The sequence below is a fragment of the Bartonella tribocorum CIP 105476 genome, assembly GCF_000196435.1.
Classification (GTDB): domain Bacteria; phylum Pseudomonadota; class Alphaproteobacteria; order Rhizobiales; family Rhizobiaceae; genus Bartonella; species Bartonella tribocorum.
The window spans coordinates 257814-279539 of sequence record NC_010161.1 but is presented as its reverse complement, the minus strand read 5'-3'; the positions used below and the strand labels follow the sequence as shown (position 1 = coordinate 279539).

Sequence of the window (21726 nt, the reverse complement as noted above, 5' to 3'; positions counted from 1 at the left end):
CCAACTCTATCTAATGCACATGAAAAACATGATAATAGAAAAAAATGACATATTGTATCGTTAAATTACTTTGTATTGTATCAGCTAAACAGCATACCTAAAGTTGACATCGTGCACTCAGCCTCTTATCTCTACTTTACAATTTAAAGTGAAAAATTGCACAGCAGCAAGTATAATGGTACCATTTACATTCCATTATATCAGAAAACTTAAAGAAAATATAGAGTATGGGGAGAGCATATGAACGACCCAACAAGAGTGACAACAATTAAAAGAAAGGGCCGGAGATGGTCAGTTTAGGTGTTTTTGCACGTAAGTTTTTTGGTTCAGCTTATGAGCGACGTCTCAAGGTCCTCCGCCAAAAAGTTGCACAAATTAATGCTTTGGAGGAACAATTCGTAAAATTAAGTGATGAACAGCTTTGCCAGAAAACAGATGCTTTTCGTAAACGTCTTAGTGAAGGTGAAAATGTTGATTCACTCTTACCGGAAGCGTTTGCAACGGTTCGTGAAGCTGCAAAACGTGTTTATGACATGCGTCCTTTTGACGTACAACTTATTGGTGGAATGGTTCTTCATGACTGTGGTATCGCTGAAATGCGTACCGGTGAAGGTAAAACATTAATGGCAACTCTACCAATTTATCTCAACGCATTGGAAGGTAAAGGTGTTCATGTTGTGACAGTAAACGATTATCTCGCCAGTCGTGACGCTGAAACAATGGGAAAAATTTTTAGTTTTCTAGGGATGACAACGGGTGTGATTCTTCATGATCTTGATAGCGATGCCCGCAGAGCAGCCTATGCATGTGACATCACCTATGCGACAAATAATGAACTAGGTTTTGATTACTTGCGTGATAATATGGCTTTTGATCGTAGTCAAATGGTTCAACGAGGACATCATTATGCAATTGTCGATGAAGTGGATTCTATTCTCATTGATGAAGCGCGTACGCCCCTTATTATTTCTGGTCCTCTAGAAGATCGTACTGACTTTTATAACCTTATTGACACATTTATTCCTGCCTTAATTCCAGAAGACTATGAAATAGATGAAAAACAAAAAACAACGACCTTTACCGAAGTTGGTACTGAAAAAATTGAAAAAATGCTCGAACAAGCTGGGTATCTTAAAGGTGAAAGTCTTTATGACATAGAAAATGTCGCTATCGTTCATCATGTTAATAATGCTCTAAAAGCCCATAAACTGTTTGTTCGCGATAAAGATTACATTGTTCGAAATGATGAAATTGTTATCATTGACGAATTTACAGGACGAATGATGCCTGGACGGCGTTATTCTGAAGGGCTTCATCAAGCCTTAGAAGCTAAAGAGCATGTTGCTATTCAACCAGAAAATCAGACACTTGCCTCCATCACTTTCCAAAACTATTTCCGTATGTATAGAAAATTATCTGGAATGACTGGAACTGCAGCAACAGAAGCCGAAGAATTCAGAAATATTTATGGCCTTGATGTTGTCGAAGTCCCTACCAATTTACCCGTACAGCGTCTTGACGAAGATGATGAAATTTACCGAACAGCAGAAGAAAAATATCGGGCAATTGTGCGTGATATCCGTCAAGCGCACGAAAAAAAACAGCCTATTCTTGTTGGAACAACCTCGATTGAAAAGTCAGAACAGTTGGCAGAGCGTTTGCGAAAAGAAGGCATTACCGATTTTAAAGTCTTAAATGCTCGCTATCACGAGCAAGAAGCATATATCATTGCGCAAGCAGGTGTTCCTGGAGCTCTCACCATCGCAACCAACATGGCGGGACGCGGTACGGATATCCAGCTTGGTGGTAATGTTGAAATGCGCATCCGACAAGAATTACAGGATATCCCCGAAGGTCCAGAGCGAACAGCTAAAATTGAAGAAATCAAAAAAGATGTCAAACAACTTAAAGAAAAAGCTTTAGCGGCTGGAGGGCTTTACGTTATCGCTACTGAACGCCATGAAAGCCGTCGTATTGATAACCAGCTTCGTGGACGTTCTGGGCGCCAAGGTGATCCAGGTCGCTCAAAATTCTTTCTCTCTCTTCAAGATGATCTTATGCGTATCTTCGGCTCCAACCGTATGGATGGTATGCTGCAAAAACTTGGATTGAAAGAAAATGAAGCTATTATCCATCCGTGGATTAATAAAGCCCTTGAAAAAGCACAAAAAAAGGTCGAAGCACGGAACTTTGAAATTCGTAAAAATCTGCTAAAATATGATGATGTTATGAATGATCAACGCAAGGTTATTTTTGAACAGCGTATGGAGGTCATGAATGCAGATGATTTATCAGAAATGATCCATGAAATGCGCAATGACGTCGTGGAAGATCTTGTAGAGACTTATATTCCCTCTGGGACATATTCTGAAAAATGGGATGTAAAAGCTCTCGAGGAAGAACTTCAACAACTCTTTAATCTTGAGCTTCCTGTGAAAGAATGGGCAAAAGAAGATGGGATTGCCGAGGAACAAATTTTAGAGCGTATCTTGGATGCTGTTACAAAACTTGAAGATGAGCGTACTGAACGCTATTCTCCAGAGGTTATGGCTTATTTTCAAAAAGCAGTATTGCTCGAAACTATTGACACGCTATGGCGTGAAAATCTGGTCAGTTTAGACCATTTGCGTTCTGTTGTTGGTTTTCGTGGTTATGCGCAGCGCGATCCACTCAATGAATATAAGACAGAATCTTTTGAACTCTTTCAAAGTATGTTGAAAAATTTGCGCCGGATTGTCACTTCTAAACTTATGCGCTTTGAAATTATTCAACAACCTACCGAGCCATCCATGCCTGAACAAACTGGTGCTGATTCTTCTGTTTTTAATGATCAAAATCAAGAAAATGCTCCCCCCTTATGGGCACGATCACAAGAAAATAGGTTTGTTAATCCACAAGACCGTGACCCCAACGATGTAACCACATGGGGAAAAGTTGGACGTAATGAACGTTGTCCTTGCGGTTCAGAGAAGAAATACAAACACTGTCATGGAGCCTTTGTTTGAAAAGCAAACAATGAAGATGAATAAAAAACGAAACTATGAGCAAGAATTGCGCGCGGCTGGTTTAAGAGTAACGCGCCAACGGCGTGTTATTCTTGATATTTTGGCTGATACAAATGATCATCCCAATGCATTTGAAATTTTTCAGCGTGCAAACAAAATAGATTCGAGTATTTCACTCTCAACGGTTTATCGAACCATGAAAAAATTGGAAGTCAATGGGACAATTCACCGTCATACCTTTAGTGGTGGTCCATCTCGTTTTGAGCAAGCAGATGGGCAACATCATGATCATCTCATTGATATAGAAACAGGACAAGTTATCGAGTTTCATTCGGATGTTATTGAAAAATTGCAAGAGGAAATTGCAAAATCCCTTGGCTATAATATTGTTCATCATCGTCTTGAACTTTACGGAAAAAAGAACTCTTAAAAAGATGATTATATACCATGAGATGAAAACATCTCAGACCGGCTGCATTTTATAAAAATTTACCTTGAAAATAGAATAGTTTTCATTGGCAAAAAAGTTTTTCTGCTTTATTACCCCTTTTTGTATGATGCTGTACGGTCATTCATTGCCAGTGTGATAACAAAAAAGCATTGCAATAAAATATTTATAAAAATTGTATTATGAAAAATTAGGCTAATATTATCATGGTTTCTTTGCCACAAGATCGCATAAAACAGCTTGAAAAGCGCTTTGAAATAATTGAAAGCCAAATGACGACCAATCCAAATGCTGAAACATATGTCAAATTAGCTTCTGAATATGCAGAACTACAACCCGTTATTGCTTCTATACGCGCATTAAATGCTCTTTACGGAGAAATTACAGAATTAGAAACAATTATCAACGATAAACAAACAGATATAGAGATGCGTCATCTTGCTCAAGAAGAGCTACCGTCATTACATAAAAAAGTAGAGCAACTTGAAAAAGAACTCCAAATTTTGCTTTTGCCTAAAGATGTAGCAGATGAAAAAAGCGCTATTGTTGAAATTCGAGCAGGAACGGGTGGATCAGAAGCTGCACTTTTTTCCGGTGATCTTTTCCGCATGTATGAACGTTATGCCCATGCTCATCATTGGAAAGTAGAGGTTATTTCACTCAGTGAGGGGGAAGTTGGTGGATATAAAGAGATTATTGCGACCATCTCAGGAAAGGGTGTCTTTTCTAAATTAAAATACGAATCAGGTGTCCATCGTGTGCAACGTATCCCAGAAACAGAAACTGGAGGACGTATCCATACATCAGCAGCGACCGTTGCAGTGCTTCCAGAGGCTGAAGAAATTGATATTGACATTCGTCCTGAAGATATTCGTATCGATACAATGCGTGCATCTGGAGCAGGAGGACAGCATGTCAATACAACGGATTCAGCTGTTCGTATCACCCATATTCCAACAGGAATTATGGTGGTACAAGCAGAAAAATCACAACACCAAAACCGTGCACGAGCTCTTCAAATTTTAAGGGCACGCTTATTCGATATCGAACGACAAAAGGTAGAAAGTGAACGTTCAGCTTCTCGTAAAAGCCAAGTTGGCTCTGGTGATCGTTCAGAACGTATTCGTACCTATAATTTTCCACAAGGGCGCGTCACCGATCACCGTATTAATCTGACCCTGTACAAGCTTGATCGCATTTTGGAAGGAGATCTTGATGAGATTATTCATGCACTCATCTCAGATCATCAAACAGCACTTCTCATGGAAATGGATAATAATTGAGCAAATATTCTTTCAAAAATGTCATCCAACAAACGCAAGAAAAATTGCGCACGAAAGGAATTTTAGAAGCCGATCTCGATGCGAAAGTACTCGTTGAATGGATAACAGGAATCAATGCTGCGACAAGAATTTCTAAACCAGATATGCATTTATCTTCTGAGCATATTAGACAAATAGAACAAGCTATAAAACGCCGTATTGCGGGAGAGCCCGTCTACCGTATTATAGGAGCACGAGAATTTTATGGTATATCTTTCGCGTTGTCTCAAGAAACGTTAGAGCCCCGTCCGGATACAGAAACACTCATCGATCTTGTTCTCCCTTTCCTCAAAAAACAGGTTAAAAATTCAAAAAAAACAACATTCCTTGATATGGGAACAGGAAGTGGTGCCATTGCCATTGCCATTCTTAAACAAATTCCCCAATCCTATGCAGTGGCGGTCGATATTTCTGAAGATGCCCTTAAAACGGCTACAAAAAATGCAAAAAATGCTGACGTCATACATCGCTTCACACCTCTTCTTAGCGATTGGTTTGATTCTGTTACAGATCGCTTTGATTTTATCGTTTCCAACCCACCCTATATTCCGGAAAAAGATATCAATAAACTTGCAAAAGAAGTGCGCTTACATGATCCATTGCGCGCTCTTATTGGTGGAAAAGATGGGCTTGATTTTTATCGAAAGCTCGCCCATGAAGCCGCCAACTACTTAAAAGAAAACGGCACTATCGCTGTTGAAATCGGTTACTCTCAAGAAAAAGAAGTCTGCGATTTATTTAAAAAAAATGGTTTTCAATGTTTAGAAATGCGCAAAGATCTCAATGGGATACCCCGCGCACTTCTGTTTGCGTGCAAACATTAAAATTCCCAATCATCATCCGTGGTAGCAACTGCCTTACCAATGACATAAGAAGAACCAGCTCCTGAAAAAAAGTCATGATTTTCGTCAGAGTTTGGTGATAAAGAAGCCAAAATAGCGGGGTTAACATGACAAACCTCAGGGGGGAAAAGGGCTTCGAAACCCAAATTCATTAAAGCCTTGTTGGCATTATAATGAAGAAAAATTTTCACATCTTCCGTCAATCCAAGGGAATCATAAAGATCTTCAGTATATTTGCACTCGATGTTATAAAGGTCAAAGAGCAAGTTAAAAGCAAAATCTTTAACTTCTTGTCTTTTGGCTTCCTCAAGCTTTGCATAGCCCAATTGGAATTTATACCCTATATAATAACCATGGACTGCTTCATCACGAATGATTAGTCGAATGAGGTCTGCTGTATTGGTCAACTTAGCGCGACTGGCCCAATACATGGGCAAATAAAAACCAGAATAAAATAAAAAGCTTTCTAGCAAAGTCGAGGCAATTTTCTTCTTGAGAGGATCATTTGCTTCATAACGCTCAAGGACTAATCGAGCCTTTTTCTGTAAATGACTATTTTCTTCTGACCATCTAAATGCATCATCAACTTCTACCGTCGAGCAAAGAGTTGAAAAAATAGAGGAATAAGAACGTGCATGAACCGCTTCCATAAACGCAATATTCGTTAAAACAGCCTCCTCATGCTCTGTTATCGCATCAGCCAGCAGAGAAATGGCTCCTACAGTATTTTGAATTGTATCTAAAAGCGTTAATCCCGTAAAAACACGAATCGTCAATTTACGTTCTTCTTCCGTCAAACTTGACCATGAGGGAATATCATTGGAAAGTGGAACCTTCTCAGGCAACCAAAAATTTCCAGTTAAGCGGTTCCATACTTCAAGATCTTTCTCATCGTGTAATCTATTCCAATTAACAGCAGACACAATAGGATTTTTGGTTGTAATCTTTGTCATATGATGACCTCCTATAAACTGCACGAAACACAGCCATCAACTTCTGTTCCACTCAGTGCGACTTGTCGCAACCGCACGTAGTAAATACTCTTTATCCCCTTTTTCCAGGCATAAATTTGTGCGCGGTTAATATCACGTGTGGTCGCGGTATCCGGAAAAAATAATGTTAACGAAAGACCTTGATCAACATGCTGTGTTGCAGCAGCATAGGTATCTATAATTTTTTCAGGACCAATCTCATAAGCATCTTGGTAAAAATTCAAATTCGTATTATCCATATAAGGTGCGGGATAATAAACGCGCCCAATTTTTCCCTCTTTGCGAATTTCAATTTTTGAAGCAATTGGATGAATAGAAGAAGTGGCATGATTAATATAGGAAATAGATCCCGTAGGAGGAACTGCCTGCAAATTGCGGTTATAAAGCCCATACTTAATAACGCGTTTCTTGAGTTCCTGCCAATCCTTTTGATCTGGGATAACAATATTATTCCGTGCAAAAAGCTCTTGTACAAGCGCAAATTGCGGTTTCCATTCTTTTTCAATATATTTTTCGAAAAAACGTCCATCGGCATAAGCTGATTTCTCAAACCCTGCAAACATCTCTTGTCGTTCGCGCGCAATTAAATTGGAAACCCGTATGGCGTGATATGTCACAATATAAAAATAGATATTAGTAAAATCAATCGCTTCTGGAGACCCATAATAGATCTGCTCACGCGCTAAAAACCCATGCAAATTCATCTGTCCCAAACCAATCGCATGACTTTCAGCATTGCCTTTCGCAATGGACGGCACGCAAGCAATATTACTCATATCCGAAACCGCAGTAAGAGCGCGAACAGCAGATTCCACCGTCTGTCCGAAATCAGGACTTTCCATGGCTTTAGCAATATTCATTGACCCAAGATTACAGGATATATCACTTCCAATCGTGCGATAGGTTAAATCTGTCTCCAGTTCACTCGCCTCACTCACCTGCAAAATTTCTGAACATAAATTGCTCATACTTATGCGTCCAGCAATCGGATTTGATCGATTAGCAGTGTCCTCAAATAAAATATAAGGATAACCAGACTCAAATTGAATTTCCGCTAATGTCTGAAAAAAAACGCGTGCACTTATTTTCTTCTTACGAATCTTTGCATTATCAACAAAAGAGCGATAATGCTCCGTTAAAGAAATATCGCTAAAGGGTTTGCCTGTCACACGCTCAATATCATAAGACGAGAAGAGATACATATCCTCATTATTCCGAGCAAGCTCAAAAGTAATATCAGGAATAACCACACCAAGCGAAAGCGTTTTTATTCTAACTTTTTCATCAGCATTTTCACGCTTTGTATCCAAAAACTTCATAATATCTAAATGATGTGCATGCAAATAAACAGCTCCAGCTCCCTGTCGTGCCCCAAGCTGATTGGCATAAGAAAAAGAATCTTCCAAAAGTTTCATCACCGGTAAAACACCAGATGATTGATTTTCTATTTGCTTAATTGGTGCTCCAGCCTCCCGCAAATTTGTTAAACAAAGTGCCACACCTCCACCGCGTTTTGAAAGCTGCAAAGCCGAATTAACCGCACGACCTATCGATTCCATATTATCTTCAACACGGAGCAAAAAACACGAAACCAATTCACCACGTTGTTTTTTTCCAGCATTTAAAAATGTTGGCGTTGCTGGTTGAAAACGCCCCGTAATAATCTCATCCACAAAACTTTCAGCAAGAGCTTTATTCCCTTGTGCTAAATATAAGGACACCAGACAGATACGATCTTCATAACGTTCAAGATAACGCTTCCCATCAAAAGTCTTTAGCGTATAGCTGGTATAGTATTTAAATGCGCCTAGAAAGGTAGGAAAACGAAATTTAAATGCATAAGCGCGTTTAAAAAGCTTTTTAATGAAAGAAAAATCATAAAGCTCAAATAAAGCTTTTTCATAATAGCCTTCCTCTATTAAGTAATCTATTTTTTCCTTCAGATTATGAAAAAAAACTGTATTTTGATTAACATGCTGAAGAAAATATTGCCGTGCAGCAAGCCGATCCATATCAAATTGGATATGACCATTTTCATCATAAAGATTAAGCATTGCATTCAGCGCATGATAATCCGTAATCTGATCGGATTTCTGCGACTTTTCTATCCCAATTGTTTCCAAAATCTTTCCAATCCCTTTTTTACACAAATAACGTCTTCATCAGTGCCACGCAGCTCAAAACGGTAAAGGCAAGGGACACCACATTTTTCAGCAATGATCTTACTGGCTAAACTATAATAGCGACCAAAATTACGATTCCCACTGCCAATAACACCACGAATTAACTTGCGGTTCTCAGCTTCATTAAGAAAATGAATAACGGCTTTCGGCACCGCCCCTCTTCCTTCTCCATCTGCATAGGTAGGAACAACCAATACATAAGGTTCACCAACGAATGCAGAGGGCTTTCTTTTATCAATTTTGAAGAGTCGTTGACCAAGCTGCGAGACAAAATGTTCTGTATTACCCGTTGCACTCGAATAATAAACAATAAGCCCCATTAAGCACAAAGACCACTAATCATATCTGGTCTAAAACCAGACCAATGATTCTCACCACAAACAACGACAGGAACTTGACGATACCCCAGAGATTGAACAAAACTGTATGCTTGTTCATCACAAGAAATATCAACAACACGATAATGAATGCCCTTTGCATCAAAAGCACGGCGTGTAGCATCACATTGAACACAAGATGGTTTGCTATAAATAGTGATCGACATTTTCTTCAACTTTCACAATTCAAAACAATCAACCCTAAAAGAGTCAATCTAATAATTTTATAGGTACTCAAGAATAACAAACAACAGAAATTGTACGCAAAACGTGTGATTATTTTCAAATAGCACACAGCTTTTTGAAAATAACGGAATCTCTCATCAAATAACTTCAAAAACTATGATGAGAATAAGCGATTGCTCTACAACTTAAATGACTCCCAGTTATAAAACAATCTTTTGCTTGGCACACAATTCCCTCCTGCTGTCTAAAAAACTAACGTTCTAAACCACCGTTTTCAAGAGTTCTGTTTTACTCTTTTACGGCAAAAATCAATTACAAAAATGAAAGGAAATCCTTCCAAAAGAGACCTTTCAGCAAGAATATCGCTCTACTCTTGCTCAACAAACTTTTACGATAATATTGGAAATAACTTAGATACCAAACGAAACACACTAACACCCTCTCTTGTGCTTATTTAGAATCACCAATCATTTTGATACTATATATAGTATATACTCTCGCTCTTTCGTCAAGAAAAATTCGACCATTATTTTGAATTGTCCACGATCTTCCCACTAAAATATTCAGCACTCAAAAATTATGTAATAATATAACATTTTATTGACAAACGTTATATTATTACATAATTTTCAAAGTAATAAGCAACGATGGTATACGTTATGGATCTGCACTTTAAAAAGACAACATTAGGCTATGGGAATAGAATAACGATCAAGGGCTTTTCAGCAAAGTTCAAAGCGGGTTCCTTGATTGCAATAACGGGTGATAACGGCGCTGGAAAATCAACATTGCTCAAAGCCATCGCTGGATTGATTAAACCTCTTAAGGGGAAAATTACAAAACCCCAAAAAAGCCGTATTGCTTATCTTGCTCAGCAATGTGATATAGACCAAACATTTCCCATTGATGTGAAAACGCTTATCAAAACAGGATTATGGTCCTTTTGTGGATTATGGAAAAACCAACGCCCTTATGATTCCAAGATTCAGAATGCGCTTGAAATGGTTGGACTCACAGCACTTGCTACTCGTTCACTTGAAACATTATCAGGTGGGCAATTACAACGCGCCCTTTTTGCACGTATCATTGTACAAAATGCCGATATTATCTTGCTTGATGAACCTTTCAATGGTATCGACCGCAATACTCAAAAAGACCTTCTTGCATTGATCACATACTGGAAACAGCAAGGACGCACCGTTCTCACAGCACTCCATGACCCTCTCGTCGTGCAAGAATTTTTTCCTCAAATGATTCACATTAATCAACAAAATGCCTTTTATGGAGAAACAACACAGTTTTTCGACAACACCATTCACCACGTCATGCCCCCTCTCGCTTCTAACTCTTTGTGTATTCGTACACAAAATCACCTCCCTCCTATTAATGATTCTCTCTTTCTTAGGTTATAAGACGTGTATGCATTTTTTCTTGCCCCCTTTGTTGATTTCCACTTTATGCAAAACGCCCTTATCGGCTCTATTCTCCTCTCTATTAGCGCTTGTCCTGTTGGTGTATTTTTGATGCTTCGTGGAATGAGTTTGACAGGAGATGCTATCTCTCATGCCATTCTTCCTGGTGTTGCAACTGCTTTTCTCATTTGCGGCTTCTCCCTTATATCTATGACACTTGGTGGTATTTTTGCTGGCATTATTGTTGCTTTAGCAACCGTTTTAATTTCACGAAATAGTTTTCAGAAAGAAGATGCATCTATGACCGTCTTCTATCTTATTGCACTTGCAGCAGGTATCATTATTATCTCACTGAAAAATTCAACCATTGAACTGCTTCATCTCTTATTTGGATCGGTTCTTGCGATTGATACACAAGCTCTTTGGTTGATCACCACCATAATGCTGATTACACTTTGCAGCCTTTTTATTTTCTGGCGTGCGCTTGTCTTAGAAAGCTTTGACCCCCTCTTTTTTAAATCACTCTCTCCATTGAGTAAATATATTCATATTTCATTGCTTGGACTGGTGGTGTTGAATCTGGTTGGGGGCTTTCAATCCCTAGGAACATTACTTTCCGTTGGCATTATGATGATTCCAGCAATTACAGCCCGTTTCTGGTTTTCACGCTTAGTCCCTATTTGTGTGCTTTCCATTCTTTTTGGAATCATTTCTAGTGTATGTGGTCTTCTACTTTCTTTTCATCTCTCACTTCCCTCTGGCCCTGCTATCATCATTGCCGCAGGATTTATTTACCTTATTTCCTGCCTCATAAGTCCACGCGGTTTTATTGTAACATGGTTTCCCCATCTCTTTTATACTTCCTCACTTTAAGGAAAAACTATGCCTAAGTTCACTCAAAAATTTGTTCTGCTTGGTGCTTTATTGTTTGCCCTTTCTCCCTTTTCTGCTTCTGCACACAATAAAATAAAAGTTGTTGCAAGCTTTTCTATTCTTGCCGATCTCATAAAAAATGTAGGAGGCAACAATATCTCTATGACCACTTTTGTAGGACCCAATGCGAATACCCACACTTATGAACCTACTCCCCTTGACGCTCAAGCTCTTAGAAACGCTCAGATTATTTTTATCAATGGACTTCATTTAGAAGGATTCATTGACCGCCTCATCACAGCCAGCGGGACAAAAGCACTTCTTGTCGAGGTTAGTGCTAACATTCCTCCCCTTAAAATGAAAAATCAAGAACATGGCGCCCATCACCACCATCACGGCATTATTGATCCGCATGCTTGGCAAACAATTCCCAATATCGAAATCTATGTAAAGAATATCGCTGCTGCTTTTTGCAAAATTGATCTACAATCTTGTACGCGCTATAATAAAAATGCCGAAACCTACATCAAAAAGCTTAAAACAGTACAAAATACCCTAAAAACAAAAATTGCTACCATCCCTCAAGACAAACGTATCATTATCACATCTCATGATGCTTTTGGCTATTTTGCCAAAGAATATGGCTTCACTATCCTTGCCCCCCAAAGCGCTTCAACAGAAGCTGAAGCAACCGCCGCCGATGTTGCTAAACTTATTAAACAAATTAAAGCGAATAAGGCAGCAGCATTGTTCGTTGAAAATATCTCTAATCCCCGTCTCATCAAACAAATTTCAAAAGAAACAAGTTTAAAAATTGGTGGAACCCTTTATTCTGATGCATTATCAGATGAAAATGGCCCTGCCGCAACGTATCTCGATATGATGAAGCATAATGTGAATACCATCATTGATGCCATCACTAAACATTAAAAAATCTTTTTATATAAGAAAAAAATTCGTAAAATCACAAGTGGATTTATTACCTCATGGCACCCAAACCGCGAGCATTATTATGCTATTTTCCAACGTTTCTTTTGCTATACTTTTTGACACTGGAAACAATTTTATAAAAAGCATTTTTATTTTTTTCTTAAAGTGTTTTATCTACATAGAAGCTCCACTTATGACATACAATTAGGATTAGCATATGAATAAAAACACTTGAGAAAAATGCCCTCTTATAAAGAATCTCAGAACAACACTATTGGCAACATTAGAGACTGGCATAGAGTATAATGTGTCTTGTTGTATAAGTACAAAAATAGCAAGGCATAGTGGAGTTCATGTTATACCACCTAGACGATTGTATGAAAAAATAGGTTGGAATAACCTTGAAAAATTTTCAAACAAATGCGTAAATTGGCGCCCCAATAGCGTTCTGGTTGAGCCATTTTTTACGGATGAGAAGTGCGATCCCATTCAAAGAATGTGATAAACAAAAACGTACGGCAATGCGTAATCTTCATTGTTTAGAGAAATTGCCTCAGATATTTTTGAAAACCATAATGCTAAATTAAAAGATGATGCTAAGAGACATCTTTTCATGTACTCAAACCCATTTTTTTTACGGTGCCCATGAATAGCATAATGATAAATCCATTGAGCCCTCTATCTTTACATTTATGAAGAAGAAAGCCGGCACCATCACGCTATTTACAAGCTCGAGCGTGTTGTTACAGCCTTTGCCTCGAGACAATTCATAAGAAGTATTTAAACTCCTTTCTTAATAGTTTTTTATCCACATGACTCCGCTTGTAAAGGCCAAGCGAATAATTTTGATTGATTCAACATGGAACAGATTTAAAATGAGGAAACTTATGGTTTTCGGGATTCTCACTCAACACTCAAAATAGTGAATTATTATTATAAATCAATCTATTGCTGTTAAATAGAACGTACTTATTTTTGTACAAACTATCCAGAATACTGTCCTATTTTTATGGATAAAGTAGATTTTTTATATCACTGATCACAGCGAAGATATGGGGTACCTGACTCCACTATTTGTGAATAACTTTTTCTCTCTATTTTTCTTATTCATTCTTATAAGATATATAAATTATTACATCAGAAAATAGATGATAAGATTCTGTTTTTATGAACAAAACACTTTTCTCAATCAGCAAAAATATGGTTAATAAATTGTTATCCATATTAATTTCAATAAAAAACTTTATGATATTTAAAAATAATATTCTTCTTACAAATCGTAAAGAGATAGAATTTCTTCATATGAGTTTTCCAACATTTTCGTGTCATATGATAATGGAGCATACAAAAATTTTTAATTTTATCGGTTAGACTCTGGTTTTGTGAATGCACTCGAGAGAGCCAAAACACAACATTATTATGATGCAGCATAAAAGAAAGTCTTGTCACATCAATTAATGTTTACTTATTCCTTGTGCGCTTTCCAGTGTTTTTGTTAAAGGTATGAAAATCTTGATGAGCGACAGTGAAACTAAGTTTTTGACCATAGTCGTGTGTCAAGCGTTCTTTTATTTCAATCGTAAAAATAATACCATTCCAACGCGTTAAGACATGGCAACCTGTTCCGATTGGCTTGATAAGTTCGATTTGCGTGTGAAAAACAGGACCTTTATCTGGATGTTCGCCCAATAAGATTATTTCAGGTCTGAAAGCTAAAAGATCAGTTTCTTCGCTATAAGAAAATGAATTCCCTAAATGTTGTTCTAAGACATGGCGATCAAGAAAATTCATAGGAGGAGAACCAATAAAGTCAGCAACAAATGTGGTTGCTGGAGTGTCATAAATTTCCATTGGTGTACCAATTTGCTCGATAGCTCCTTTATTCAAAACGACTATTCTATCAGCTAACGTCATAGCTTCTAGTTGATCATGGGTAACATAAAGGCTGGTTGTTCCTAATGAACGCTGTAGCGTTTTTATTTCAATACACATTTGCGCCCGTAATTTCGCATCAAGATTTGAAAGAGGTTCATCAAAGAGAAAAACACGTGGTTGACGTACAATCACACGTCCCATTGCAACACGCTGGCGTTGTCCCCCTGATAACTGTCGTGGTTTACGATCAAGAAATGGTTCTATCTCCAAAAGTTTTGCAGCGTGTGCGATACGTTTTTTTATTTCTTCTTTTGGAGTTTTACGATTTTTAAGACCATATTCTAAGTTTCCACGAACTGTCATATGGGGATAAAGGGCATAATTCTGAAAAACCATAGCAATATCACGATCAGCTGGTTCACGATCATTGATACGTTCGTTATCAATACACAATTCACCTGAAGTGACTTGCTCAAGTCCTGCAATAATACGTAATAAGGTTGATTTTCCACAGCCTGAAGGACCAACAAGAACAAGAAGTTCTTTATCAGTAACCGTTAAATTTAAGTCATCAATGACCAGAATGCCGTTGTCATACCGTTTTTTTATATTTGATAACTGGATTATGGCCACAATTACTTCTCCGTTTCAATAAGGCCTTTGATAAAAAGCCGCTGCATGAAGATAACAACAAGAACAGGGGGCACCATGGCAACGACCGATACTGCCATGAGGATATTCCATTGAGGATCATGTTGTTGTGATTCAACAATAAGCTGTTTTAAAATAACCAAGATCGTTTGATGATTTTGATCCGTTGTGATAATAAGAGGCCAGAGATATTGTATCCATCCATAAATGAACATAATGATAAATAAAGCAGCAATATTACTTTTGCTGAGAGGAAGCAGAATATCCTTAAAAAATTTAAATGGTCCTGCACCATCAACACGTGCCGCCTCTAAGAGTTCATCTGGAACAGTCAAAAAAAACTGACGAAATAAAAATGTAGCCGTTGCAGATGCAATAAGTGGAATAATCATTCCGCTATAGGTATCGATCATTCCCAATTTCGCAACAACCACATAGGTTGGAAGAATACGAACTTCAACAGGAAGCATCAATGTAACAAAAATAAGAACAAAAGCAGTTTTTCGGAAGGGAAAACGCATGTAAACAATGGCATAAGCAGATAAAAGTGAAATAATAATTTTTCCGATACTAATCCCAAAAGCCATAATAAGTGAATTCATTAAAAGTGGCCAGAGATTGGGTAAACCGCGCTGTGAAAGGCCATTACCAAAGATTGTTTTATAATTTTCCAGGGCGTATTGCCCAGGTAAAAGAGGAAGCGTTCCTGAATTAAATGCTGCTGAACTATGCGTTGATGCAATGATAGCAACATAAACTGGAAAACAAATAATGAGAATGCCAACAATGAGAGTAATATGCGTTAGAAATTTCAAAACAGGGCGATTTTCAACCATAATTTGTTTCCTAATATTGTACACGACGCTCAATCCAGCGAAACTGGATAAAGGTTAAGACAATAACCATCAACATCAATATTGTTGATTGTGCTGCTGATGCACCGATTATCTGGTTTCTAAAACCATCGTCATATACTTTATAGACGAGGATGTTCGTTGCACGTGCAGGCCCCCCAGAAGTTGTGTTATCAATAATACCAAAAGTATCAAACATAACATAATTGATATTGACGATAAGAAGAAAAAATGTTGTGGGTGAAATTTGTGGAAAAACAATAGTCCAAAATCGTTTAAAGGGACCAGCACCATCAATGGCTGCTGCTTCTATTTGAGAATGCGGAACGGACTGAAGACCTGTAAGAAAAAAGAGGAAATTGTAAGAAATCTGTTTCCAACTAGCTGCAATAACAATAAGTATCATCGCTTGAGTGCCATTAATACGATAATTCCATAAAACCCCTATTTTTTCGAGAAGAAAAGGGATAATCCCAATAGTGGGATGAAAGATAAACAACCATAATATACCAGCCAATACTGGAGCCACAGCATAGGGCCAGAGCAAAAGCATTGTATAAGCCTTTTTTGCACGGACCACACGATCAACACAAACAGCTAAAAGAAGTGATATTGTCATTGAAACGACAGTAACTGAGATAGAAAATACTACGGTTGTAAGAAGTGATTGCCGATAAGTAGGATCAGAAAGAACGGTGAGATAATTTTCAAGACCAATAAAAGTTGTTGTAAAGCCAAAAGGGTCTTCACGTTCAAAGGATGATTTTATGGCTTGAGCAGCTGGCCAAAAGAAAAACAAAAACGTCACAAGAAGCTGAGGAAAAAGCAGTCCGTAAGAGAGGAGACTATTTTTAAAATATGCATGTTTTTCTTGCATTCGCAGGGCTCTTTAAATGTAGAGACTTTTAAAAGGACAACAAAAAGGACTCAACTGTTTTTGTTGAGTCTTTGATGTCTAACAAAAAAACCAAATTAATGATTAGATTTCTCAAATTCACGCAAGAGTTTATTTCCACGTTCAACGGCCTCATCTAAACCATCTTTCGGTGTTTTTGAACCACTAAGAACAGCTTCCAACTCTTGATCAAGAATGGTGCGTATTTGTGGTAAATTACCAAATCTTATTCCTTTCGAGTTCATTGTTGGTGGATTAAGATTGATCTGTTTGATAGCGATATCAGCCCCTGGCGTTTTTTCATAGAAATGTTGATTTTTGCTCAATTCATAAGTCGCGTTGGTGGTTGGAAGATAACCTGTTTTCTGATGCCATTTTGCTTGATTTTCTGTTTTTGAAAGAAACTTAAGAAAAGCTGCTGCTCCAGCATATTCCTCTGGGGTATGCCCCTTAAATGCCCAAATAGAAGCTCCTCCAATAACCGAATTTTGTGGAGTTCCTTCTACATCCTTATAGTAGGGTAGCATACCAATGCCCACATTAAACTGAGCTTCAGAAACAATTCCAGCATGCGATCCTGAAGATTGCATAAAAATTGCACAACTCTGTGCCATAAACATTGGTGCTGCATCTAATGCGCCCGCAGGACCACCATAGCGGAAAATACCTTGATCAGACCACCTTTTTAGATCTGTCCACATACGCACTTGTAAAGGTCCATTAAATGTAAGCTCTGAATCAAGTCCTTTAAAGCCATTTTCCTTCGTTCCAAAAGGAACATTATGTAATGCTGAAAAATTTTCGACACCAATCCATTGAGCCGCATAAGCCATTGTAAAACCACACGTTGCCGCTTTAGTCTCAAGAATTTTTTTAGAAAAATCTTCTATATCTTGCCATGTTTTAGGGGGCTGTTCTGGATCAAGTCCTGCTTTTTTAAAGATATCTTTGTTATAATAAAGGATTGGTGTTGAAATATTGAATGGCATAGAGACCATATGTCCCTGTTTATCAGAATAATAGCCACTAATAGCAGGAAAATAATCTGCAGGATCGAATTCTTGCTTCGTGTCATCCATAAGTTGATAAAATGGATAGATCGCACCTTTTGCAGCCATCATAGTTCCAGTACCAACATCATAAATCTGAGCAAGGACTGGCTGTTTTTTTCCACGAAATGCCGCAATGAGTGAAATCAATCCCTCTTCATACTCACCGCGAAATGAAGGTACAACTTTATACTTAGATTGACTTGCATTAAAATCGTTAATGAGCGTTTCAGTTTGCTTTCCTACCTCACCACTCATAGAATGCCAAAAGCTGATTTTTGTCTGCGCAAAACTCGCTGTTATTCCAGCTGTGGACATTATAATAGCAACCGTGGCCGCTATGGAAAGATAAAAACGACTCATGGCTCACCCTTTCTAAAGTGATGGAATACAAAATATCCTCAAATTTATAGTATTACATATGAACATGCTATGACAGCTTTATTTCAGAAATACATTTTCTCATTTAAACAGGAACCATCAAAAGGTCAAATGAATTTGTTTAGATTTATTCGTTTTCTTTTATAAGTTTTCTTATGGTTTAACGAGATACGCATTTGTAACTATCTGAAAAAAGTGAAATTACTTATAGCAAGCAAGGGAATAAGTAAAAAGATATAGCTCGTAAATATCATTTAATAACTTTTGTAATATCTACAATATCTGAATTTACTTTTTTCAAAAAAGAATTGTTTATTCTTTTGTTATTAGTCTTATAACTTTCAGCTTATAATCTTAAAACAATGTTGCGACTGAATTTAACGAAGAGATGAATAGAATTTTTCTTAAAGTTAAGAAAATCATTTTGAAGCGCTTAATAGTCACCTTCTTGTAACCGAATCGCACTTCTCATCCAAAACAAAACAATATTTTACCAATTCCATGTTGTTAAAAAAATTTAATACATCACCGTCCATTTCATGATAGCGCCTAAAAATGAGCCATAAAGACTCTCCGCTAAAGTATATAAGACTTTTTGTACGCTATCATTTTTATACTTTATAAAGGTGCCAAACGACGCCATCATATGATGCCCCTCATCCTTCAATAAGCCTTTCTTTTAAGAAATTTTAAATGAACATTTTATTTTTTCTCAATAGCTTTTTATCCACACACCAACCCCGCTCGTAATATGCAGGCGAATGATTTTGGTTGATTCATTGTAAAAAATTTGAAGTAAGAAAATCTCTTGATATTAAAAGCTCCCACTCAATATAAAAAGTCTTTAATTATCATTAAAAATCAACGTGTTATTATTATACTGCCTGCTTTTTTTTCATTCCGCTGGCTTTATGAAAGTACAGGAATTTTGTAGAAGTATATTTTTTACCTTTGTGCACGTAATTGCAATGCAAGATCAGGTTGATCTGTCGTGATATAATGTACAGGCATATTAAGCCAATGCGATAACCGAGCTTTTCCGTTGATCGTCCATACCCCTACGGTAAAACCGGCTTCAAGAGCTGCTTCAACAAAGTCCTGTGAGACAAGGGAGCCATCCAAACTTAAATCAGAATAACCCAATTGTTTCCATTCAGAAAAACGACGATACATATCACCTTCAAAATTATCAACACATGGACCAGATGGTATCCCTGCTTCAATAAAAGGGCGAAGGATCAAAGGATCAAAACTAATGGTAGAAATCCGTTCTGATAAATTTCGACTTTTTATGAGTGCAAGCGCTTTTTGCGATAATATTGTTTCACGCTCCATTTCACCACATGTTTTGATTTCAAGATGCAAACCAACATTGGTTGGTGCTAAAAGATCAAGCACCTCTTCTAGCAAAGGAGGTGCTTCTTGGCTTCCTTTCACACAGAGTTGTTTGCGTGTTTCATTATCAATATCGTGAATATATCCTTTTTTGCCAACCAATTGATCTAGACGGAAATCGTGAAAAACAACCACTTCACCGCTTTTCAATAAATGAACGTCGCATTCAACTTCATCAACATTTAACGCTATAGCGTTATTAAATGCCAAAAGGGTATTTTCAGGATAAAGATGAGCGCCACCACGGTGTGCAACAATTTTTTTCTCAGACATGCAAAATTTCACACTTCTTAATCTTAAATGATATTGGCCAATTTTAAATGACATTGGCTCTCAATAATATTAGCAGACAAATTTTCAGATAAAACTTTATATCATATGAGAATGCACAATGATTTTTTACACTTTTCTCAATATTAAGTTCTCAATCATACGTTATTTTTACAAGGCTTATTCTTCATTTCAATTATTCCCATTCAATGGTACCAGGAGGCTTTGAGGTTACATCATAAACAACACGATTAATTCCTCTAACTTCGTTAATAATGCGTGAGGCGGTCTTACTTAAAAATGCCATATCATAGGGATAAAAATCAGCGGTCATTCCATCGACAGATGTGACAGCGCGAAGCGCACAAACAAATTCATACGTGCGACTATCCCCCATCACTCCAACAGTCTGGACAGGAAGAAGGACAGCAAAAGCTTGCCAAATTTCATCATAAAGACCAGCCTTACGGATTTCCTCAAGATAAATGGAATCTGCTTCACGTAAAATTTCTAATTTTTCGCGTGTTACGGCACCTGGACAGCGAATTGCAAGACCTGGACCTGGGAAAGGATGGCGACCAATAAACTGCTCGGGTAACCCTAGCTCTCGTCCTAGCAAGCGAACCTCATCCTTAAAGAGCTCACGTAACGGTTCTACAAGTTTCATATTCATCTGTTCTGGTAACCCCCCCACATTATGATGGCTTTTAATGGTCACCGATTCACCAATAGCAGAGACACTCTCAATAACATCTGGATAAAGTGTCCCTTGTGCTAAAAACTCTGCGCCTCCTATTTTTTTCGTTTCTTCTTCAAAAACTTCAATAAAAAGGCGCCCTATTGTTTTGCGCTTCTTTTCTGGATCTGTCTCACCTTCTAAAGCATTAAGAAATATATCGGCAGCATTAACATGAATAAGCTCTATGTTATAGTGATCACGGAATAATGTAAGAACTTCCTGAGCCTCATTCTTACGCATTAATCCATGGTCGACCAAAATGCATGTCAGTTGATCTCCTATGGCTTCATGAAGGAGCACCGCGACAACAGATGAATCCACTCCCCCTGACAGACCACAAATCACACGATTTTTCCCAACTTTTTGTCGTATTGTCGCAATTGCCTGCTCACGATAAGAAGCCATAGACCAATTGCCTTTAATCGCAGAGATTCTATGAATAAAATTTTGTAAAAGTTTTGTACCATCCGGTGTATGGATTACTTCAGGATGAAACTGTACCGCATAAAAACGTCTTTTCTCATCAGCAATGGCCGCATAGGGAGCTCCTTTTGAGGTTCCTATGACACGAAAACCTTCTGGTAAAGATGCCACACGGTCACCATGACTCATCCATACTTGATAATGAGAACCTTTTTCCCACACACCATCAAACAGTGCACTCTCCTCTTGGATTTCCAAAAAAGCACGACCAAATTCACGCTCATGTCCAGCTTCAACCTTTCCTCCAAGCTGAACACACATGACCTGCTCCCCATAACAAATACCAAGAATCGGAATACCGGCCTCAAAAATTTCCATTGGAGCACGCGGCGACCCTTCATCAATAACAGAATAAGGACTTCCTGATAAAATAATAGCTTGAGGATTTATGCGGCGCACAGCTTCTAAAGCCAATTGAAAAGGCACAATTTCACAGTATACCCCCATTGCTCGCACCCGTCGTGCAATAAGTTGTGTAACTTGTGAGCCAAAGTCAATAATAAGAACAGCGTCTGGATGTGATATGCTCATAGAAAACCAATCAATAATTGTAAAAAGAGAATT

The 21726-nt window shown here is 37.8% G+C and carries 18 protein-coding genes; 7 read left to right on the top strand and 11 right to left on the bottom strand.

Annotated elements, in window-relative coordinates:
- The first annotated feature begins 287 nt into the window (after positions 1-287).
- The 4 genes from secA (at position 288) to prmC (ending at position 5599) form a co-directional block, all read left to right on the top strand.
- Positions 288-3005 carry a preprotein translocase subunit SecA gene (secA, locus tag BTR_RS01090; protein WP_012230610.1) on the top strand — a complete coding sequence of 906 codons (2718 nt, stop codon included), beginning with the start codon at positions 288-290 and terminating at the stop codon, positions 3003-3005.
- Positions 2944-3435, top strand: a complete 492-nt coding sequence (locus tag BTR_RS01085) for a Fur family transcriptional regulator (protein WP_038473204.1) — start codon at positions 2944-2946, stop codon at positions 3433-3435. The genes secA and BTR_RS01085 overlap by 62 nt, the downstream gene beginning before the upstream one ends.
- 224 nt (positions 3436-3659) lie before the next feature.
- Complete coding sequence (gene prfA, locus BTR_RS01080; RefSeq protein ID WP_012230607.1) at positions 3660-4736, top strand: peptide chain release factor 1; 1077 nt, start codon at positions 3660-3662, stop codon at positions 4734-4736.
- Complete coding sequence (gene prmC / locus BTR_RS01075) at positions 4733-5599, top strand: peptide chain release factor N(5)-glutamine methyltransferase (RefSeq protein ID WP_012230606.1); 867 nt, start codon at positions 4733-4735, stop codon at positions 5597-5599. The genes prfA and prmC overlap by 4 nt, the downstream gene beginning before the upstream one ends.
- Here prmC and nrdF read toward each other — a convergent pair.
- Genes nrdF through nrdH form a run of 4 tightly spaced genes read right to left on the bottom strand, consistent with a single transcriptional unit; the run spans position 5596 to position 9336 of the window.
- Positions 5596-6570, bottom strand: coding sequence for a class 1b ribonucleoside-diphosphate reductase subunit beta (nrdF, locus tag BTR_RS01070; protein ID WP_012230605.1), 975 nt, complete (start codon positions 6568-6570; stop codon positions 5596-5598). The two genes, prmC and nrdF, sit on opposite strands and share 4 nt — an antisense overlap.
- A gap of 11 nt (positions 6571-6581) precedes the next feature.
- Positions 6582-8732, bottom strand: a complete 2151-nt coding sequence (gene nrdE / locus BTR_RS01065) for a class 1b ribonucleoside-diphosphate reductase subunit alpha (protein ID WP_012230604.1) — start codon at positions 8730-8732, stop codon at positions 6582-6584.
- A complete protein-coding gene (gene nrdI / locus BTR_RS01060) occupies positions 8714-9112 on the bottom strand; it encodes a class Ib ribonucleoside-diphosphate reductase assembly flavoprotein NrdI (RefSeq protein WP_012230603.1) in 399 nt (132 codons plus the stop codon). Before nrdI ends, nrdE begins: the two co-directional genes overlap by 19 nt.
- Positions 9112-9336, bottom strand: a complete 225-nt coding sequence (gene nrdH / locus BTR_RS01055) for a glutaredoxin-like protein NrdH (protein WP_005774163.1) — start codon at positions 9334-9336, stop codon at positions 9112-9114. The genes nrdI and nrdH overlap by 1 nt, the downstream gene beginning before the upstream one ends.
- A gap of 678 nt (positions 9337-10014) precedes the next feature.
- Between nrdH and BTR_RS01050 the strand changes: the two genes are divergently transcribed.
- The 3 genes from BTR_RS01050 to BTR_RS01040 are packed head-to-tail and all read left to right on the top strand — an operon-like array spanning position 10015 to position 12570.
- Entirely contained in the window at positions 10015-10767 is a 753-nt protein-coding gene (locus tag BTR_RS01050; RefSeq protein ID WP_038473202.1) for an ABC transporter ATP-binding protein, read from the top strand.
- Between the two features lie 3 nt (positions 10768-10770).
- The gene (locus BTR_RS01045; RefSeq protein ID WP_012230600.1) at positions 10771-11640 is read left to right on the top strand and encodes a metal ABC transporter permease; all 870 of its coding nucleotides are present in this window, start codon (positions 10771-10773) and stop codon (positions 11638-11640) included.
- Positions 11641-11649: 9 nt separating this feature from the next.
- Positions 11650-12570 carry a metal ABC transporter solute-binding protein, Zn/Mn family gene (locus tag BTR_RS01040; protein WP_012230592.1) on the top strand — a complete coding sequence of 307 codons (921 nt, stop codon included), beginning with the start codon at positions 11650-11652 and terminating at the stop codon, positions 12568-12570.
- 1461 nt (positions 12571-14031) lie between these two features.
- On the opposite strand, the gene BTR_RS01030 is transcribed toward BTR_RS01040, so the two are convergent.
- The 7 genes from BTR_RS01030 to guaA form a co-directional block, all read right to left on the bottom strand.
- Entirely contained in the window at positions 14032-15078 is a 1047-nt protein-coding gene (locus tag BTR_RS01030) for a sn-glycerol-3-phosphate import ATP-binding protein UgpC (protein WP_012230589.1), read from the bottom strand.
- 2 nt (positions 15079-15080) lie between these two features.
- Entirely contained in the window at positions 15081-15932 is an 852-nt protein-coding gene (ugpE, locus tag BTR_RS01025; RefSeq protein ID WP_012230588.1) for a sn-glycerol-3-phosphate ABC transporter permease UgpE, read from the bottom strand.
- A gap of 10 nt (positions 15933-15942) precedes the next feature.
- The gene (gene ugpA / locus BTR_RS01020; protein ID WP_012230586.1) at positions 15943-16827 is read right to left on the bottom strand and encodes a sn-glycerol-3-phosphate ABC transporter permease UgpA; all 885 of its coding nucleotides are present in this window, start codon (positions 16825-16827) and stop codon (positions 15943-15945) included.
- Positions 16828-16922: 95 nt separating this feature from the next.
- Entirely contained in the window at positions 16923-18257 is a 1335-nt protein-coding gene (ugpB, locus tag BTR_RS01015; protein ID WP_012230576.1) for a sn-glycerol-3-phosphate ABC transporter substrate-binding protein UgpB, read from the bottom strand.
- Between the two features lie 535 nt (positions 18258-18792).
- Positions 18793-18921, bottom strand: coding sequence for a hypothetical protein (locus BTR_RS13645; RefSeq protein ID WP_280109595.1), 129 nt, complete (start codon positions 18919-18921; stop codon positions 18793-18795).
- Positions 18922-19220: 299 nt separating this feature from the next.
- Complete coding sequence (locus tag BTR_RS01010) at positions 19221-19943, bottom strand: glycerophosphodiester phosphodiesterase (protein WP_012230574.1); 723 nt, start codon at positions 19941-19943, stop codon at positions 19221-19223.
- A gap of 193 nt (positions 19944-20136) precedes the next feature.
- The gene (guaA, locus tag BTR_RS01005) at positions 20137-21693 is read right to left on the bottom strand and encodes a glutamine-hydrolyzing GMP synthase (RefSeq protein ID WP_038474426.1); all 1557 of its coding nucleotides are present in this window, start codon (positions 21691-21693) and stop codon (positions 20137-20139) included.
- Positions 21694-21726 lie beyond the last annotated feature (33 nt).

Coding starts and splice junctions, on each gene's coding strand:
- guaA (WP_038474426.1), bottom strand. CDS start 21,693: ATGAGCATATCACATCCAGACGCTGTTCTTATTATTGACTTTGGCTCA.
- nrdF (WP_012230605.1), bottom strand. CDS start 6,570: ATGACAAAGATTACAACCAAAAATCCTATTGTGTCTGCTGTTAATTGG.
- prfA (WP_012230607.1), top strand. CDS start 3,660: ATGGTTTCTTTGCCACAAGATCGCATAAAACAGCTTGAAAAGCGCTTT.
- ugpB (WP_012230576.1), bottom strand. CDS start 18,257: ATGAGTCGTTTTTATCTTTCCATAGCGGCCACGGTTGCTATTATAATG.
- BTR_RS01050 (WP_038473202.1), top strand. CDS start 10,015: ATGGATCTGCACTTTAAAAAGACAACATTAGGCTATGGGAATAGAATA.
- BTR_RS01085 (WP_038473204.1), top strand. CDS start 2,944: ATGAACGTTGTCCTTGCGGTTCAGAGAAGAAATACAAACACTGTCATG.
- ugpA (WP_012230586.1), bottom strand. CDS start 16,827: ATGCAAGAAAAACATGCATATTTTAAAAATAGTCTCCTCTCTTACGGA.
- ugpE (WP_012230588.1), bottom strand. CDS start 15,932: ATGGTTGAAAATCGCCCTGTTTTGAAATTTCTAACGCATATTACTCTC.
- nrdI (WP_012230603.1), bottom strand. CDS start 9,112: ATGGGGCTTATTGTTTATTATTCGAGTGCAACGGGTAATACAGAACAT.
- BTR_RS01010 (WP_012230574.1), bottom strand. CDS start 19,943: ATGTCTGAGAAAAAAATTGTTGCACACCGTGGTGGCGCTCATCTTTAT.
- secA (WP_012230610.1), top strand. CDS start 288: ATGGTCAGTTTAGGTGTTTTTGCACGTAAGTTTTTTGGTTCAGCTTAT.
- BTR_RS01040 (WP_012230592.1), top strand. CDS start 11,650: ATGCCTAAGTTCACTCAAAAATTTGTTCTGCTTGGTGCTTTATTGTTT.
- nrdH (WP_005774163.1), bottom strand. CDS start 9,336: ATGTCGATCACTATTTATAGCAAACCATCTTGTGTTCAATGTGATGCT.
- BTR_RS13645 (WP_280109595.1), bottom strand. CDS start 18,921: ATGATGGCGTCGTTTGGCACCTTTATAAAGTATAAAAATGATAGCGTA.